Genomic DNA, 13,886 nt, shown 5'->3' on the forward strand with positions numbered 1-13,886 from the left:
TGGATCATCGGACGCCGCGCCAGAAGAACCCGCGGCGGCCCACTACGGGCGGCAGCGGATCTCACCGTTGAGGACGGCGAACCAGCCGTCTTCGGAGTCGACCCAGGCGTGCCAGGCGGCGGCGAGTTCTTCCAGCTCGTCACGGGTGGTCAGGCCATGGCTCATGGCTTGCTCGGCGAAGGATGACTGGCGGATGCGGTCCGCCCACAGGTTGCCCCACCAGGTGCGCTCCTCCGGGGTGGCGAAGCACCACGCCGATGCCGTGCAGGTGATCTCGCTGAACCCCGCCTCGCGGGCCCAGGTCTTGAGGTAACGGCCGCCGTCGGGGAAGGCCCGGTTGTGGTGGGCCACGTCGCGGTACAGCGCCAGCCAGCGGTCCAGGACGGGGTTGTCCGGCGACCAGCGCATGCCGCCGTAGTCCGCGTCGCGGGCCGCCACGATGCCCTCCGGCTTGCACACCCGCCGCATCTCGCGCAGTGCGGCCACCGGGTCGTTCAGGTGTTGCAGCACTTGGTGGGCGTGCACGACGTCGAAGGAGTCGTCGGCGTAGGGCAGGCCGTAGACATCGGCGTTGGCGAAGGTGACGTTGTCCAGGCCGCGTTCGGCGGCTCCGCCGCGGGCGATCTCCAGCGGATCTTCGACGTTGTCCACACCCAGCACCGCGCCAGGGCCGACCAGGGCGGCGAAGTCCAGCGTGATGGTGCCCGGCCCGCAGCCGATGTCGAGCACGCCGGTGCCGGGCCGCAGATGCGGGATCAGGTACGCGGCGGAGTTCTCGGCGGTCCGCCAGCGGTGCGATCGCAGCACGCTCTCGTGGTGTCCATGGGTGTAGGTGTCCGGCTGTGCACTCATGTCATCCGTCTCAACATATGGAATATCGGTACCAATATGTGAGCGTACTCCGGAGAAGTTGCTGTTGGAAAGCAAATAAGACAAGCGGTCTCCGGCTCCCCGGGTTACGCACTCACGACCCCGTTCAGGTGAGGGGTGATGGGCACCCGTGACCAAGTAACTGGGTCACGGGTGCCCCTCACCTCGTCCTGCCACCCTGTGGTGCGCGAAGTGCGGTCGCGCCAGTGCGGTTGCGATCGGGGTGGGATCAGGCGAAGACGTCGGGTAGTAGACGTAGCGCGCCGACTGGTTTGCCGCCGCCTAGCAGCGGCTCCTCGGCGAGCGCGTCGAGTTCCGCGCTGCGCACGCCGAGCGAGCGCAGCGCGCCCGCTGCCACCGGGAGGCGGGCCCGATTCGCGCCGTCGGCGATCTTCACCGCCACGGCACGCCCGTCGGGCAGTGCGACCGCGATGACGCCCTCGGCGCCGCCCTTCGACACCAGACCCGGCACGCCGCGCATCAACCTGGTGTCCTCTCGGTCGGTACCGGCGACCAGCCACGGGTGCGCGCGCATGGCGTCGGCGACCTGGCGCTCACCGATCGCCAGCTGCCGGAACAGCCGGGCCAGGCCGGTCAGCGAGACGGCGAACACCGGGGCGCCGCAGCCGTCCACCCCGGTTGTCGCGATCGGCTCCCCGGCCAACTCCACAACTGTGTCGGATATCACGATCTGCAGCGGGTGCTTCGGATCGAGGTAGTCCTCAGTGGACCAGCCCCGCAGCGCGCAGGTGGCGAGCATCGCGGCGTGCTTGCCCGAGCAGTTCATGGTGCTGCGCTGCTTGTCGGCGCGGGCGGCGCGGGCCTGCTGGTTCAGCGGCCAGTCCGGCGGGCACTGCAACGCCGCCTCGGTCAGCCCGTGCCGCGACAGGATCGCCCTGACCCGCCGCACGTGCTCCGGCTCGCCGCTGTGCGAAGCCGCGGCGAGCGCGAGATCCGGCGGCGGCAGTTCCAGCCCGGCCCGCAGCATTCCGGCGGCCTGCGCGGGTTTGAGCGAGGAGCGCGGAAACATCGGCGCGTCCACCTCACCGATGGCGCACCGCACCGAACCATCCGCGTCGAGCACCACGACCGAGCCGTGGTGCAGGCATTCCCGGAGTCCACTTCGGACCAGTTCGACGAGCGGGACCGGGTCGGTCACCGCCGATCCCGTTCCTCCGCGAGCAGATCGTCCACCGACGCGGCGCCCTCGCGGTACCGGCGGGCGATCTCCGCGTTCAGCCGGTCAACCACGTCCTGGACCTCCCGGCGGCGCTGCGACACCGAGTCCTCTTCCCCGGTGTAGGCGAGCAGGGCCCGGTCGAGCTTGGTCTCGGACAGCGACATGACGTCCGAGAGGTCGACGTCGGAGACCAGCGCCTCGACGTGCCTGCGGTGCGCCTCGGCCCGCGACGGCTCGGTCGTCTGGTACCGACCAGAACCGGCCGCCGGTCCGACGGCATTGTCCGCCAGGATGTTCACCAACTGCTCGACGACGGAGGCCGCCCCGCCTTCCCGACGTCGCCGCTGCTCGGCGCGCACGATGTCGATCCGCGCGTGCAACACCCGGCGCAGGTAGGAGAGATCCGTTTCCTCCTGTGCCGCCTCGTCCCGCAACGCTCGCACTTCGCCGAGCGTGCGGTGCTCCATGCCACTGGTGTAGTCCGGGGACAGGACCCTGTCGATGCGGCGCCGTCCACCCGGGCGGACTTCGATCACGTGGCCATCCTCCGGCAATTCAGTAGAGCTCGCCAACACTTCGGGTGATGTTGTTTCAACATTCGTGCGAAACCGAGCAATTTCCCAGCATCAGCGGTGCAGGGTGCAACGGCCAGTGGCCGGGTGGGAGTGCCACGAGGCGGTTGGCCTGCACATCTCCAGGGATACCCGCCTCGTCAAACATCGCGGCTACCGGCCGCGCAGCCCCTGGGCCGCGACGCGCCCCGGCGGCTCACCGGTGTCCGGTGGCACCGAGTCGGGATCCACCGCCGCCGCCACCGCACGGTCCTGCTCCGGATCGCCGGCGATCAGCTCGGCGTCCACCGGGGTCGACCGCTTGAGCAGCGCCAACGCCACCGGCCCGAGCTCGTGGTGCTGCACCACGCTGCCCACCCGGCCGACCTTGCGGTCGCCGTGCCACACCGGATCGCCGGTCTCCGGCTGGATCTCCACCGAGCCGTCCAGGTGCAGCAGCACCATGCGTCGCGGCGGCTTGCCCACGTTGTGCACCTTGGCCACGGTTTCCTGACCCCGGTAGCAGCCCTTCGCCACGTGCGCGGCGACGTGCACCCAGCCGAGTTCGTGCGGGATCGCGCGCTCGTCGGTGTCCAACCCGACCCGCGGCCGCAGCGCCTCCACGCGCAGCGCCTCGAAGGCGAGCGTGCCGGACGGCCGGATGCCCGCATCGGTCAGCCTCGTCCACCACTCCACCAGAGATTCCCGCGGCACCACCAGATCGATGGTGGGCAGCGCCCGGAACGGCACGCTGCGGCTGAAGCCACCGCCGGGCAGGGCGCGCACCTCGTACGGCTTGGCCGGCACCGGCGCGAACTGGCCGAGGATGCCGCCCGCGTCCGGGCCGATGGCGGTCAGCACCGCGAACTCGGCGGTGGCATCCCGAGGCTCCACTTTGGACCAGAACCGCATGGCGTCGAGGTAGTCGGGCAGCGACTGCTTGCCGTCCACCCCGATCGTCGGTAAAGCGCTGGTGGCCTGCGCACCCGCGTCGGTGTCCAGGTAGACCACGCCCTCGTGGTGGGCCACCAGCAGGTGGCAGTCGACGTGGCCGTGGCTGTCCAGCACCAGCGCCTCGGTGCCCTGCCCGTCCGGCAGCTCGGTGAGGTGCTGGGACAGCACCAGGTGCAGCCAGCTCAACCGCTCCTCGCCGGGCACCCCGATGACCTCCCGGTGCGAGCGGTCCACCAGCACCGCCGACCGGGTCGCCGAGCGCTGTTCGGCGAAGGGGTCACCGAAGTGCCATGGCACGCCGACGTCCACCGCATCCCCCGGTGCGGGTACCGCACCCGGCAGGTCCAACAGGGGTGAACTCATCAGCGCTCCTCGGTATTTTGCGGGACACCCGCGCCCGGTCGGCCTCGATGAGCCGGTGGGGAGGTGTGGTGGCCCATCAGTCCTCGGTGCTCTGCGGGACACCCGCACCCGGTCGGCCTCGATGAGCCAGTAGGAAAAGTGTGGCCCATCAGTCCTCCGGGGCGGCGTCGCGGCAGTTCCGGCACAGGCCGGACAGGGCCAGGTGGGTGGGGTCCAGGGCGAACCCGTGCTGCGCGAGCAGCTGCCGGGTCAGATCGTCCAGCAGCTCGGTCGGCACCTCGTCGATGGTCCCGCAGCGGTGGCAGGCCAGGTGGACGTGCTCGTGCGCCTCGGCCGAGTAGGTCGGCGCCCCGTGCCCCAGATGCGTGTGCCGCACCAACCCGAGTTCTTCGAGCAGGTCGAGGGCGCGGTAGATCGTTGTGATGTTCACCGTAGAGGCGGTGCCCTGCACCCGGCGGCAGACCTGCTCCGGTGTCGCATGCCCCAGCTCGCGCACCGCGTCCAGCACCAGCTGGCGTTGCGGCGTCATCCGCATGCCGCGTTGGTGCAAGGTGCTGCGCAGCGATCCCTGCTCGCTCAATGCCCGCTCCTGTGCTCGACGCGTTGTGAGGTCGGCACTCCGATCGTAACGCCGGGACGGAACTCGCCGGTTGCGCGCGCGGGCCGCCGCCGGTCGCAGCCCGCGAGGTTCTAGGCTTCCGGCATGCGCGTACTGGCACTTTTGGATGGGACGATCGTTGATCCGCAGACACCGCTGTTCCGCGCCGACGACCTCGGGGTGATGCGCGGTGACGGCATCTTCGAGACGATCTTGGTCGCCGACCGGCAGCCGCGGGAACTCGGACCGCACCTCGACCGACTGGAGCGCTCCGCCGGGCTGATGCAGCTGCGGCTGCCCGAGCGCGCCGCGTGGGAGCGGGCCACCCAGGCGGTCATCGACAACTGGCCGTGGGACACCGACCCGCAGATGGCGCTGAAGCTGGTGTGCACCCGCGGCATCGACGGCGGCGACGGCACGCCCAACGGCTTCGCGATGGGCATGCAGATCGGCGCCGACACCCTGCGCAAGCGCAGCGAAGGCGTCGCGGCCGTGACGTTGGAGCGCGGCTACGCACCGGACCTGAAGGAGCGCGCCCCCTGGTTGCTGCTGTCCGCCAAGACCCTGTCGTACGCGGTGAACATGGCCGCGATGCGGGAGGCCGAGGCGCGCGGCGCGGACGAGGTGATCTTCACCGCGACCGACGGTTCGGTGCTGGAGGGCCCGACCTCGACGGTCGTGATCGCCCAGGGCCGCACCTTGCTGACCACGCCGCCGAGCGCGGGCATCCTGGAGGGCACCACGCAGGGCGCGCTGTTCCGGGCCGCGGAGAAGGCGGGCTGGCAGACCGAGATCGAGAAGTTCCCGGTTTCGGCGCTGTTCGACAGCGACGGGGTGTGGCTGGCCTCCAGCGTGCGACTGGTCACCCAGGTGCGTTCCATCGACAGGACCGAGATCAAGGCGGACGCCGACCTGCACGCCGAGATCAACCGGCTCTACGAGTCGAACTACTGACCGCTGGCGCCGTGCGTGTCCCGGGGCGCGGCTCCCCGGGACACGTCGTCAGCCCATCGTCTTCTGGCCGTCCAGGGACTCGCGGATGATCTCGTCGGTGCGCGCGGACACCTTCGCGTACTCGTCGAGCAGACCCGCCAGCGTCTCGTCGGCCGCCATCCGGAATCCGGCCGCGTGCGCGGCGAAGGCCGCTTCGTCGTAGGCCTCGAACCGGGAGCCGTTGACGATGACAACCGGATCGGCGTCGAGCGGAGGACGTCAGCCGACGACGCGGTCGAGCTTCGCGGAAAGACGGGGCTGCAGCTCGTGTTCCGAGGTCGCGCGCTCCTCGACGTAGGCGAGCGAGCCCGCCACGACGCCGTACAACCGGCTGGCCGCGGTCACGTCATCGCTGGTCGGGGTGCGCAGCACCGCGTCGGTGCCGAACTCCCAGCTGGTCTGGTTGCGCGGCGCACCGAAGAACATCTCCGCGACGCCGGTCTCGTGCACGATCAGCAGTTCGATCGTGTCGTCCGGCTGCGGGCGCCAGAAGCCGACCTCGCGGAACGCGGGTGCGACGACCTCGCCGCCCTCGCCGTCGAGCCGCCACGCGCGGCTGGTGTAGGTCAGGAACGGGCGGCCGTCGTGCGCGATGGTCACCTGCTGGACGAAGCGGTAGGCCTCGTCGAGCGCCGGGTGCGACGCCTCGCCCTCGCCGCGCCACACGCCGACCAGCGGGAGCAGCGCGAGGCAGGCGTCGTTCAGCGACGGGCCCATGCGCAGGTTGGCGGTGTCGCCGGTACCGGGCAGGTCGTCGAACTCCGGCAGATTGCGGTGCCGGGTCAGCTTGGCGCGCTCCGCCGCCGCGGCGACCGCGGCATCGCCGCTACCGGGCTGTGGTGCGTTCGGCGTTGCAGTCATCGGATCGAGGTTACCGGTGCCGGGAGATCAGTCGCTGAACAGGCGGTACACCACGTAGCAGGCGAACCAGATGGTCGCGACCGCGGCGAGCCCGACGAGCGTGACGAGACCGTAGTGCAGGAAGTCGATGAGTTCCACCCGCAAAGGATAACCACCGCGACGCCCCGGTGGACTGTGGCGTCGGGCATGATCTGCGACGGGTGCCGCGCCAAGACCGACAGCCGGGACGGGGATCACATGGACTTCGAGACGTTGCGCGAGCGGGCGCTGGCCTTCCGCGAGGATCTGCTGGCGCGCAAGGACAAGATCGCGCCCAGCGACTTCGGCTGGTACCCGTACGACACGATGGCCAACATCTTCCACCTGGACGCGCTGCTGACCGGGCCGCGGCGGGAGGTCTTCGGGACGCTGGCCGGTACCCGCGTGGCGGACATCGGCGCCGCCGACGGTGACTTCGGGTTCTTCCTGGAGGCCGAGCTCGGCTGCCAGGTCGATCTGATCGACAACGCGCCGACGAACTTCAACGGGTTGCGCGGCGCGCGTCGGCTGGTCGAGGAGTTGGATTCCGGCATCGAGGTGCACGAGATCGACTTGGACGCGCAGTTCCGGCTGCCCGCCGAGCACTACGGCGCGGTGTTCTTCCTGGGGCTGCTCTACCACCTGAAGAACCCGTTCTTCGTGCTGGAGCGGTTGGCCCAGCGGGCCGACCTGTGCTTCGTGTCGACCCGGATCGCGCAGGTGGCGCCGGATGGCACCCGGATCCAGCAGCAGCCGGTGGCTTACCTGCTGGATCCGGCGGAGGCCAACAACGACGCGACGAACTTCTGGATCTTCAGCGAGACCGGCCTGCGGCGGCTGTTCGACCGCACCGGCTGGGAGGTCGTCGACTTCACCACGGTCGGCTGCCAGCAGGACTCCGACCCGCGCTCCCAAGACCGCGACGAACGGGCCTTCGCCCTCCTCCGCGCCAAGACCGCAGCCTGAGCACGATCACACGGGAGTGTGAAGAGTGAAGGGCACCTTTGACCGGGTAAGTCGGTCGAAGGTGCCCTTCACTCAGGGAAATTCGCTGGGTCAGGCGACGGTGATGTCCACCGCGTGGACGCCGGGGCCGTTGGTGGTGACGTCTGCTTGGCCCTTGCCGTCGCGGTGCAGGGCGCGGACGGTCCAGGTGCCTGGTGCGGCGTAGAACCGGAAGTCACCCTCGGGCGAGGAGACGACCTCTGCGGTGAACTCGCCAGAGGCGTCCAGCAGGCGGACGAAAGCCCCGCCGACCGGCTGGTCCCCGGCCCGCACCTTGCCCGTCACCACGACCTGGTCGGTGTCCTCGGCGACCGCCGTGGCCGACTGCTGCGGCGCTCCGCATCCACTCATGCTCAACGCTCCTTCGTGCGATTTTCCAAGCGGCTCGGGCCGCTCGGGCCGTGCCTGCGACCTGCCGCGGTCCTCAGGTGGCGGCTGAGGTCCGCTGCGCGAGCCGCACTTGAACAGTGCTTTTCAGTTCTTGGCTTCTTCGGCGGGGTTCTCGATCGGCACGCCGACCAGCGAGCCGTACTCCGTCCAGGAGCCGTCGTAGTTCTTGACGTTGTCGTTGCCCAGCAGTTCGCGCAGCACGAACCAGGTGTGCGAGGAGCGCTCCCCGATCCGGCAGTAGGCGATGGTGTCCTTGGCGGTGTCGAGCCCGGCCTCGGCGTAGATCTCGGTGAGCTCCTCGTCGGACCGGAAGGTGCCGTCCTCGTTCGCGGCCTTGCTCCACGGCACGTTGATCGCCGACGGGATGTGCCCGGCGCGCTGCGCCGACTCCTGCGGCAGGTGCGCGGGGGCGAGCAGCTTGCCGGCGAACTCGTCGGGCGAGCGGACGTCGACCAGGTTCTTGTTGCCGATCGCATCCACGACCTCGTCCCGGAACGCTCGGATCGAAGTGTCCGGCTCCTGGGCCTTGTAGGTGGTGGCGGCCTTGTTCGGCTCTTCCTTGGTCAGCTCGCGACCGTCGAGCTCCCACTTCTTGCGGCCGCCGTCGAGCAGCTTGACGTCGCCGTGCCCGTAGAGCTTGAAGTACCAGTACGCGTAGGCAGCGAACCAGTTGTTGTTGCCGCCGTAGAGGATCACCGTGTCGTCGTTGCGGATTCCCTTGGCGGACAGCAACTTCTCGAAGCCTTCGCGGTTGACGAAGTCACGGCGCACGTGGTCCTGCAGCTCGTTCTTCCAGTCCAGCTTGATGGCCCCGGGGATGTGACCCCCGTCGTAAGCGGTGGTGTCCTCGTCCACCTCGGCGAACACCACCCCGGCGGTGTTCAGGTTCTGTTCGGCCCACTCGGTGGAAACCAGGACCTCTGCGCGGCTCATCGAGCGACTCCTTCGTTGATCTTCGATGGTTCAGCGGGTGTCTGATGTGGACGCACCGGCGGGGGCGAAGCGCCGGAGCAACAGGTACATCTGGCAGCCGAGGCAATACCCGAACACCGCGTTGAGCAGCGCCGCCACCAGGGCGAACGCGTTCGCGACGATGCCGAGCGTGGTCCACTCGGCGGCATAGCCGATGGTGGCCACCAGGGCGAAGGTGAAACCGACGCCCTGGGAGAACCGGACCGGTGCGGGGTCTTCGCGATCGGCGGGGTCGACCGGTGCCAGGCGCGGCTGCACTGCCTGCCGGTAGAGGTAGCCCCACGGGTTGAGCTGCATTCCGATGAACGCGCACAACCCGAACAGCACCATCTGGGCGGCCAGCACCCGCCAGCTGGTGGTGACCAAGCCGAGGGCCAGGATCACGCTGGTGATCCCGGCGGTGAAGCGCACGCCGCGTGGGTCGAGTGTTCCGGCAGACAATGGGACCTCCTGACTGTGGACTTCGGCTGCCGAGTCCGTCAGGCGGTTTTCGACGCTCACCCTTGCCGGGGCAAAACCGCGCAAGGTGCAGACGTACTACCGCCCGGTCAGTGCCCGCAACACAGGCTGCTGCCCACGCGGCAAAGATCAACCGCGCGCCTTCGGGTCAGCAGTACATGCACGGATCGCAGGCTACCGGCTAGACCGATCGGCGGGAACCTCGTTCACTAGGTGAGACGTAATCGCCCGGCTTGACCTTGTGCGGCAGGCAAGGCCGCGTGGTCACAGGTGTGGTCGCAGGGTAGCGGCGAGTTCGTCGCGGCGCGGCACGCCGCCGACCCGGAACAGCTCCCGCCCGGCGCCGTCCAGCGCGAGCGTGGTCGGGGTGCGGTGCACCCGCAGTGGCGTCGACCACTCCGGGTGATCGGTGAGGTCGACCTCCACGTGGCGGACGCCGTCGGTGCGCTGCGCGAAGTCGGCCAACAGGATGCGGGTGTGCCGACACGGTGCACAGAAGGTGGTGGACAGCTGCAGCAACGTCACCTTCGCGTCCTCGTCCGGGGCGTCGGCCAACTGCTGCCGCAGGCCCTCGGGGAACTGGTCCAACAAGATCTCCTCGCTGGGTTTGGTGCGCACCCGGCCTTCCCTGGCGCGCCACACCAGGCCGAAGACCACGGCGACGACGACGGCGATCAGCAGCGCCCAGGTTCCCGCGTTCACCCCGTGCTGACCCCGCTGGAGTTGATGGTGACGTTGTCCGCGGTGCCCTCGATGACCAGCGCGCCCCGTTCCGCGCGCACCGCGGTCGGGGTGATCTCGAAGGGCAGCATGCCGGGGTCGAGGGTGGTGCTGAACTGCTGGAGCACCGACTGCTCGAACAGCGGCGGCAGTTCGATCGGCCCCAGCGCGCTGTTGTTCAGGTCCAGCTTCCGCGGGTCGATCTCCATCTTTCCGTTGACCAGCGACAGCACCGCGATCACGCGCACCTTGTTGTCGGAACCGGCGATGTTCACGGTGCCGTCGAGCTGCACCACGGCCTTGGTGTCGTCGGTACCGGCCGCGAGCTGCTCGTCCGCGCTGCTGATGTTGCCTTCGTCGTCGGCCAGCGCGTCCTTGTCCGCCGGGTTGATCGTGAGGTCCTGTATGCCGATCAGCCGGGCGACGTCGGAGGCCTTCAGCTTCACCCGGCCGATCAGCTGATCGACGGTCAGGTGGTCGGCGGTACCGGCCAGCAGGCTGGCGGTGGACACCCGCGCGCCGTGCAGGTCGGCCTCGATGCCGACCTCGTTGAGCCGACCGACCTGCACCGCGTTGGCCACCAGTTGCACGTCGCGGTAGTTCCCGGCGATGACCTGGGTGAGGAACGGGAAGCCGTTGATCCGCACCTCGGGGTCCTCGCTGAGGTGCAACTGCGCCGCCACCCGCTTGGAGACCTGGTACTCGGCGATCGCGGCCGCGCCGAAGTCGGCACCGATGAGGACACCGATGATGATGACGAGTGCGATGACCAGCTTCTTCACCGAACGGTCCGTTCTGTCAGGGCCTGGCAGATGGCCGACGGCTGCTCCGCCCGAGCGCTAGCGGCCACCACGATCGGGTGGCCCCACTGTATCGGCTGCCCACCGGGCGATGCGGTCCACCAATTCGGGGCTGGTCGCGCTCTCCGCGTGCCGCATGCCCTCCTCCAGCCAGAGCTCGCCGCCGCCCGCCTCGCTGAGCGCGATGGCGTCGGCCGCCGGGAAGTAGTGGTCCTGGTCGCCGTGCACGATCAGCAGCGGCACCTGGATGAGCGGGATCAGCTCGATCGGCGAGATCGGCACGTCGGGCCACGGCGGGGCGAGGCGGACACCGAGCAGCCGGGCGCTCCACCGGCCGTGCGGCTGTTCGAGCAGCCAGTGCACCCGGCGCATCGCTGGTGTGTCGCGGACCCACCAGCGCGCCGGAGCGCTCACCGAGATCACCGCGTCGGGCCCGGCGGACAGGGCCGCATGGCGGAGCACCACGGAGCCGCCCAGCGAGAAACCAACCGTAACCACCCGGTTACAGCCGAGGCCGCGCAGGTGCTCGACAGCGGCGGCGATGTCCAGCGCCTCGGCCGGGCCGACGGTGGTCCGCCCACCGGAACGGCCGTGCCCGCGAAAATCGACCGCTAGCACCGGCGCGTGGTCGGACAGTCGTTCCAACACCTTTCGCACGTATGGCTTGCGCACGTGGTTGGTGAAACCGTGCCCGACCACGAAACCCAGTTCGGCGGGTAGTCCAGGCCCCGGGTAGAGCAGGCCGCGAAGCACGGTGCCGTCCGCGGCGGACAATGCGACCGGGCTGTTGTGACATATGTCCGTAACAAAAGATCGCCTGTTGTTCACAAATGTGATGCCGCCGGTTGGACCTGGGTTTTTCCACCGCATTTCGGTTATTCTCCTTGCCATCCACAGGCAACGACGCCGAGCCATCCGTTCGTCGAGCGGATGGTCACCATTCCCGCCGGTCGTCGGTTGTTCTCGCCTTTGGGACGGAGGCCCCCCAGATGAGCTCCGAGCTGCTGCTGCTTACCAGCGAATCAGACTGCGAAGCGGTGTTGCCCTCGCTGGCCCTGCTACCGCATCGAGTCCGCACCCTGCCCGCCGATCCCGGCGCCATTCTCTCCGGCGGTGCGCACGACGTGATCCTCGTCGACGCCCGGACCGATCTGGCCGGTGCCCGCGACCTGTGCCGCCTGCTGTCGGCGGGTGACGTGCCGGTGGTCGCGCTGGTGAACGAAGGCGGTCTGGTCACGATCAGCGCCGAATGGGGCGTCGACGACATCCTGCTGCCGACCACCGGTCCGGCCGAGATCGACGCGCGGCTGCGGCTGCTGGTCTCGCGCCGCAGCAACACCAGCGCCACCGGTGACGGTTCGCTGAGCGTCGGGGACCTGGTGATCGAGGAGGCGACCTACACCGCGCGGCTGAAGGGGCGGGCGCTGGAGCTCACCTACAAGGAGTTCGAGCTGCTCAAGTTCCTCGCCCAGCACGCTGGCCGGGTGTTCACCCGCGCGCAGCTGCTGCAGGAGGTGTGGGGTTACGACTTCTTCGGCGGCACCCGCACGGTGGACGTGCACGTGCGGCGGCTGCGCGCGAAGCTCGGCCCGGAGCACGACTCGATGATCGGCACGGTCCGCAACGTCGGCTACAAGTTCGTCCGCCCGAACCGCTCCAACTCCCCGCTGGTCGGTGAGGTGGCCGAGGCGCAGCAGGCGGTGATCGAGGCGGAAGCCCGCGAGGCGATCACCGCGCACTTGACCCTGCCGTGAAGGGCACCGCCGATCAGTCGGCGGTGCCCTTCACGCATCCCGGTGCCTATCAGCTGCTGTTCGAGGTGTGTCCGGAGCCGACCGCCCGGATCGTGACGGCCATCGTCCCCCGCGCCGCTGGCCGATCGTCGCTCGGCTAGGTCGTTGTGCGGTGGCGCCAGGCCCAGATCAGGGCGCCGATGGCGAAGCAGACCAGACCGCTGAGCACCGCCGTCCAGGGCAGGGCGAAGGCGAGGACCACGCAGCCCGCCAACCCGAACACCGGGAGCGCGCGGGGGAACCAGCGCTGGGCGCGCGGCAAGGTGAACGCCGATGCGTTGGCGATCGCGTAGTACACCAGCACCCCGAACGACGAGAAGCCGATCGCCCCGCGCAGATCCGTGACCAGCACCAGCAGGACGGCCGCGACGGTGATCACCAGCTCCGCCCGGTGCGGTGTCGCGAAGCGCGGGTGCACTGCGGCCAGCGGGGCCGGTAGGTCCCGTTCCCGGGCCATCGCCAGCGTCGTCCGGCCGACACCCGCGAGCAGCGCCAGCAATGCGCCCAGCGCAGCCACCCCAGCACCGACCACCGCGACCGGCACCAGCTGGGGCAAGCCACTCGCCCGCACCGCGTCGGCCAGCGGAGCCGACGAGGTCGCGAGGTTCGCGGGGCCGAGCGCCACCAGCAGTGAGGCGGCGACCACGAAGTAGAGGCACACCACGATGCCGAGCGCGATCGGGATCGCGCGGGGGATCGTGCGCTCGGGATCGCGCACCTCCTCACCGAGCGTCGCGATGCGCGCGTAGCCCGCGAACGCGAAGAACAGCAGCCCGGCGGACTCCAGGACGCCGAACGGCGCGGGCGGCGCTGGTATCGGCTCGGTGGCCGGGGCGCCACCGAGCCAGATGGCCGCCACGGTGCACACGAGCGCCGCGAGCGTTATCCCGAGCAGGATGCGAGCCAGCTTGGCGGTGCGGGTGACGCCGACGTAGTTGACCGCGCCCAGCGCCGCGGCGAACACCGCGGCGGCGGGCTTGGCATGGGCGGGCAGGAGGTATTGGGCGGCGGTCAGGGCCATCGCCGCGCATGAGGCGGTCTTGCCGATCACGAAACCCCAGCCCGCCAGGTAGCCCCAGAACGGGCCGAGTCGTTCGCGGCCGTAGACGTAGGTGCCGCCCGCCGCCGGGTACTGCGCGGCGAGCACGGCGGAGCTGCTGGCGTTGCAGAACGCGATGACCGCGGCCAGCACCAGGCCGATGATCAGGCCCGATCCGGCTGCCGCGGCTGCTGGGGCGAAGGCGCTGAACAACCCGGCGCCGATCATGGAGCTGAGCCCGATGACGACCGCGTCGGCGGTCGTCAGCCGACGGCTGAGTTGGGTCACGTGTTGTTCCTAGCGTCGTGACCGCGTCAACC

At 69.7% G+C, this 13,886-nt stretch carries 17 protein-coding genes; 3 read left to right on the forward strand and 14 right to left on the reverse strand.

Going from position 1 to position 13,886, the window contains the following annotated elements; all coding sequences use genetic code 11:
- Positions 1 to 42 precede the first annotated feature (42 nt).
- The 5 genes from ACTWQN_RS13055 to ACTWQN_RS13075 all read right to left on the reverse strand — a co-directional run bounded on the left by ACTWQN_RS13055 (position 43) and on the right by ACTWQN_RS13075 (position 4,498).
- Positions 43 to 852 (reverse strand): methyltransferase domain-containing protein, encoded by an 810-nt coding sequence (locus ACTWQN_RS13055; protein WP_443203686.1) that lies wholly within the window; start codon positions 850 to 852, stop codon positions 43 to 45.
- A 247-nt stretch (positions 853 to 1,099) separates the two neighbouring features.
- Positions 1,100 to 2,029, reverse strand: a complete 930-nt coding sequence (locus ACTWQN_RS13060; protein ID WP_443203687.1) for an asparaginase — start codon at positions 2,027 to 2,029, stop codon at positions 1,100 to 1,102.
- Complete coding sequence (locus ACTWQN_RS13065; RefSeq protein ID WP_443203688.1) at positions 2,026 to 2,586, reverse strand: RsiG family protein; 561 nt, start codon at positions 2,584 to 2,586, stop codon at positions 2,026 to 2,028. Before ACTWQN_RS13065 ends, ACTWQN_RS13060 begins: the two co-directional genes overlap by 4 nt.
- Positions 2,587 to 2,775: 189 nt before the next feature.
- Positions 2,776 to 3,918 (reverse strand): CAF17-like 4Fe-4S cluster assembly/insertion protein YgfZ, encoded by a 1,143-nt coding sequence (ygfZ, locus tag ACTWQN_RS13070; protein ID WP_443203689.1) that lies wholly within the window; start codon positions 3,916 to 3,918, stop codon positions 2,776 to 2,778.
- Positions 3,919 to 4,066: 148 nt separating this feature from the next.
- Positions 4,067 to 4,498, reverse strand: a complete 432-nt coding sequence (locus ACTWQN_RS13075; protein ID WP_443203690.1) for a Fur family transcriptional regulator — start codon at positions 4,496 to 4,498, stop codon at positions 4,067 to 4,069.
- 123 nt (positions 4,499 to 4,621) lie between these two features.
- Here ACTWQN_RS13075 and ACTWQN_RS13080 point away from each other — a divergent pair, with 123 nt between their 5' ends.
- Entirely contained in the window at positions 4,622 to 5,470 is an 849-nt protein-coding gene (locus ACTWQN_RS13080; RefSeq protein WP_443203691.1) for an aminodeoxychorismate lyase, read from the forward strand.
- Positions 5,471 to 5,728: 258 nt separating this feature from the next.
- Here the strand turns inward: ACTWQN_RS13080 and ACTWQN_RS13085 are convergent, their stop codons facing one another.
- Positions 5,729 to 6,370: a heme-binding beta-barrel domain-containing protein gene (locus tag ACTWQN_RS13085; protein WP_443203692.1), complete on the reverse strand. Its 642-nt coding sequence runs from the start codon at positions 6,368 to 6,370 to the stop codon at positions 5,729 to 5,731.
- Positions 6,371 to 6,556: 186 nt separating this feature from the next.
- On the opposite strand from ACTWQN_RS13085, the gene ACTWQN_RS13090 reads away from it, so the two are divergent.
- Positions 6,557 to 7,354, forward strand: coding sequence for a class I SAM-dependent methyltransferase (locus tag ACTWQN_RS13090; protein WP_443203693.1), 798 nt, complete (start codon positions 6,557 to 6,559; stop codon positions 7,352 to 7,354).
- Positions 7,355 to 7,444: 90 nt separating this feature from the next.
- Here ACTWQN_RS13090 and ACTWQN_RS13095 read toward each other — a convergent pair whose 3' ends face one another.
- The 7 genes from ACTWQN_RS13095 to ACTWQN_RS13125 form a co-directional block, all read right to left on the reverse strand.
- Positions 7,445 to 7,744, reverse strand: a complete 300-nt coding sequence (locus ACTWQN_RS13095) for a DUF1416 domain-containing protein (RefSeq protein WP_443203694.1) — start codon at positions 7,742 to 7,744, stop codon at positions 7,445 to 7,447.
- A gap of 123 nt (positions 7,745 to 7,867) precedes the next feature.
- On the reverse strand, positions 7,868 to 8,716 hold the full coding sequence (locus tag ACTWQN_RS13100; RefSeq protein WP_443203695.1) for a sulfurtransferase: 849 nt from the start codon (positions 8,714 to 8,716) through the stop codon (positions 7,868 to 7,870).
- A 30-nt stretch (positions 8,717 to 8,746) separates the two neighbouring features.
- Positions 8,747 to 9,196 (reverse strand): DUF4395 domain-containing protein, encoded by a 450-nt coding sequence (locus ACTWQN_RS13105; RefSeq protein WP_443203696.1) that lies wholly within the window; start codon positions 9,194 to 9,196, stop codon positions 8,747 to 8,749.
- Positions 9,197 to 9,303: 107 nt separating this feature from the next.
- Positions 9,304 to 9,378, reverse strand: coding sequence for a putative leader peptide (locus ACTWQN_RS13110; protein WP_350945149.1), 75 nt, complete (start codon positions 9,376 to 9,378; stop codon positions 9,304 to 9,306).
- Between the two features lie 100 nt (positions 9,379 to 9,478).
- The gene (locus ACTWQN_RS13115) at positions 9,479 to 9,916 is read right to left on the reverse strand and encodes a TlpA family protein disulfide reductase (RefSeq protein ID WP_443203697.1); all 438 of its coding nucleotides are present in this window, start codon (positions 9,914 to 9,916) and stop codon (positions 9,479 to 9,481) included.
- A complete protein-coding gene (locus ACTWQN_RS13120; protein WP_443203698.1) occupies positions 9,913 to 10,716 on the reverse strand; it encodes an LmeA family phospholipid-binding protein in 804 nt (267 codons plus the stop codon). Before ACTWQN_RS13120 ends, ACTWQN_RS13115 begins: the two co-directional genes overlap by 4 nt.
- 57 nt (positions 10,717 to 10,773) lie before the next feature.
- A complete protein-coding gene (locus ACTWQN_RS13125) occupies positions 10,774 to 11,508 on the reverse strand; it encodes an alpha/beta hydrolase (RefSeq protein ID WP_443203699.1) in 735 nt (244 codons plus the stop codon).
- A gap of 215 nt (positions 11,509 to 11,723) precedes the next feature.
- Here ACTWQN_RS13125 and ACTWQN_RS13130 point away from each other — a divergent pair, with 215 nt between their 5' ends.
- Positions 11,724 to 12,488 carry a winged helix-turn-helix transcriptional regulator gene (locus ACTWQN_RS13130; RefSeq protein ID WP_443203700.1) on the forward strand — a complete coding sequence of 255 codons (765 nt, stop codon included), beginning with the start codon at positions 11,724 to 11,726 and terminating at the stop codon, positions 12,486 to 12,488.
- Positions 12,489 to 12,624: 136 nt separating this feature from the next.
- Here the strand turns inward: ACTWQN_RS13130 and ACTWQN_RS13135 are convergent, their stop codons facing one another.
- Positions 12,625 to 13,854, reverse strand: a complete 1,230-nt coding sequence (locus ACTWQN_RS13135; protein WP_443203701.1) for an APC family permease — start codon at positions 13,852 to 13,854, stop codon at positions 12,625 to 12,627.
- Positions 13,855 to 13,886 lie beyond the last annotated feature (32 nt).

The sequence above is a fragment of the Saccharopolyspora antiqui genome, from assembly GCF_052246905.1.
In the GTDB taxonomy this organism is placed as follows: domain Bacteria; phylum Actinomycetota; class Actinomycetes; order Mycobacteriales; family Pseudonocardiaceae; genus Saccharopolyspora.

What these genes read in the sequence shown, in the direction of transcription:
- ACTWQN_RS13055 (WP_443203686.1), bottom strand. Translation starts at nt 852, where the DNA reads ATGAGTGCACAGCCGGACACCTACACCCATGGACACCACGAGAGCGTG.
- ygfZ (WP_443203689.1), bottom strand. Translation starts at nt 3,918, where the DNA reads ATGAGTTCACCCCTGTTGGACCTGCCGGGTGCGGTACCCGCACCGGGG.
- ACTWQN_RS13080 (WP_443203691.1), top strand. Translation starts at nt 4,622, where the DNA reads ATGCGCGTACTGGCACTTTTGGATGGGACGATCGTTGATCCGCAGACA.
- ACTWQN_RS13085 (WP_443203692.1), bottom strand. Translation starts at nt 6,370, where the DNA reads ATGACTGCAACGCCGAACGCACCACAGCCCGGTAGCGGCGATGCCGCG.
- ACTWQN_RS13090 (WP_443203693.1), top strand. Translation starts at nt 6,557, where the DNA reads ATGATCTGCGACGGGTGCCGCGCCAAGACCGACAGCCGGGACGGGGAT.
- ACTWQN_RS13095 (WP_443203694.1), bottom strand. Translation starts at nt 7,744, where the DNA reads ATGAGTGGATGCGGAGCGCCGCAGCAGTCGGCCACGGCGGTCGCCGAG.
- ACTWQN_RS13100 (WP_443203695.1), bottom strand. Translation starts at nt 8,716, where the DNA reads ATGAGCCGCGCAGAGGTCCTGGTTTCCACCGAGTGGGCCGAACAGAAC.
- ACTWQN_RS13130 (WP_443203700.1), top strand. Translation starts at nt 11,724, where the DNA reads ATGAGCTCCGAGCTGCTGCTGCTTACCAGCGAATCAGACTGCGAAGCG.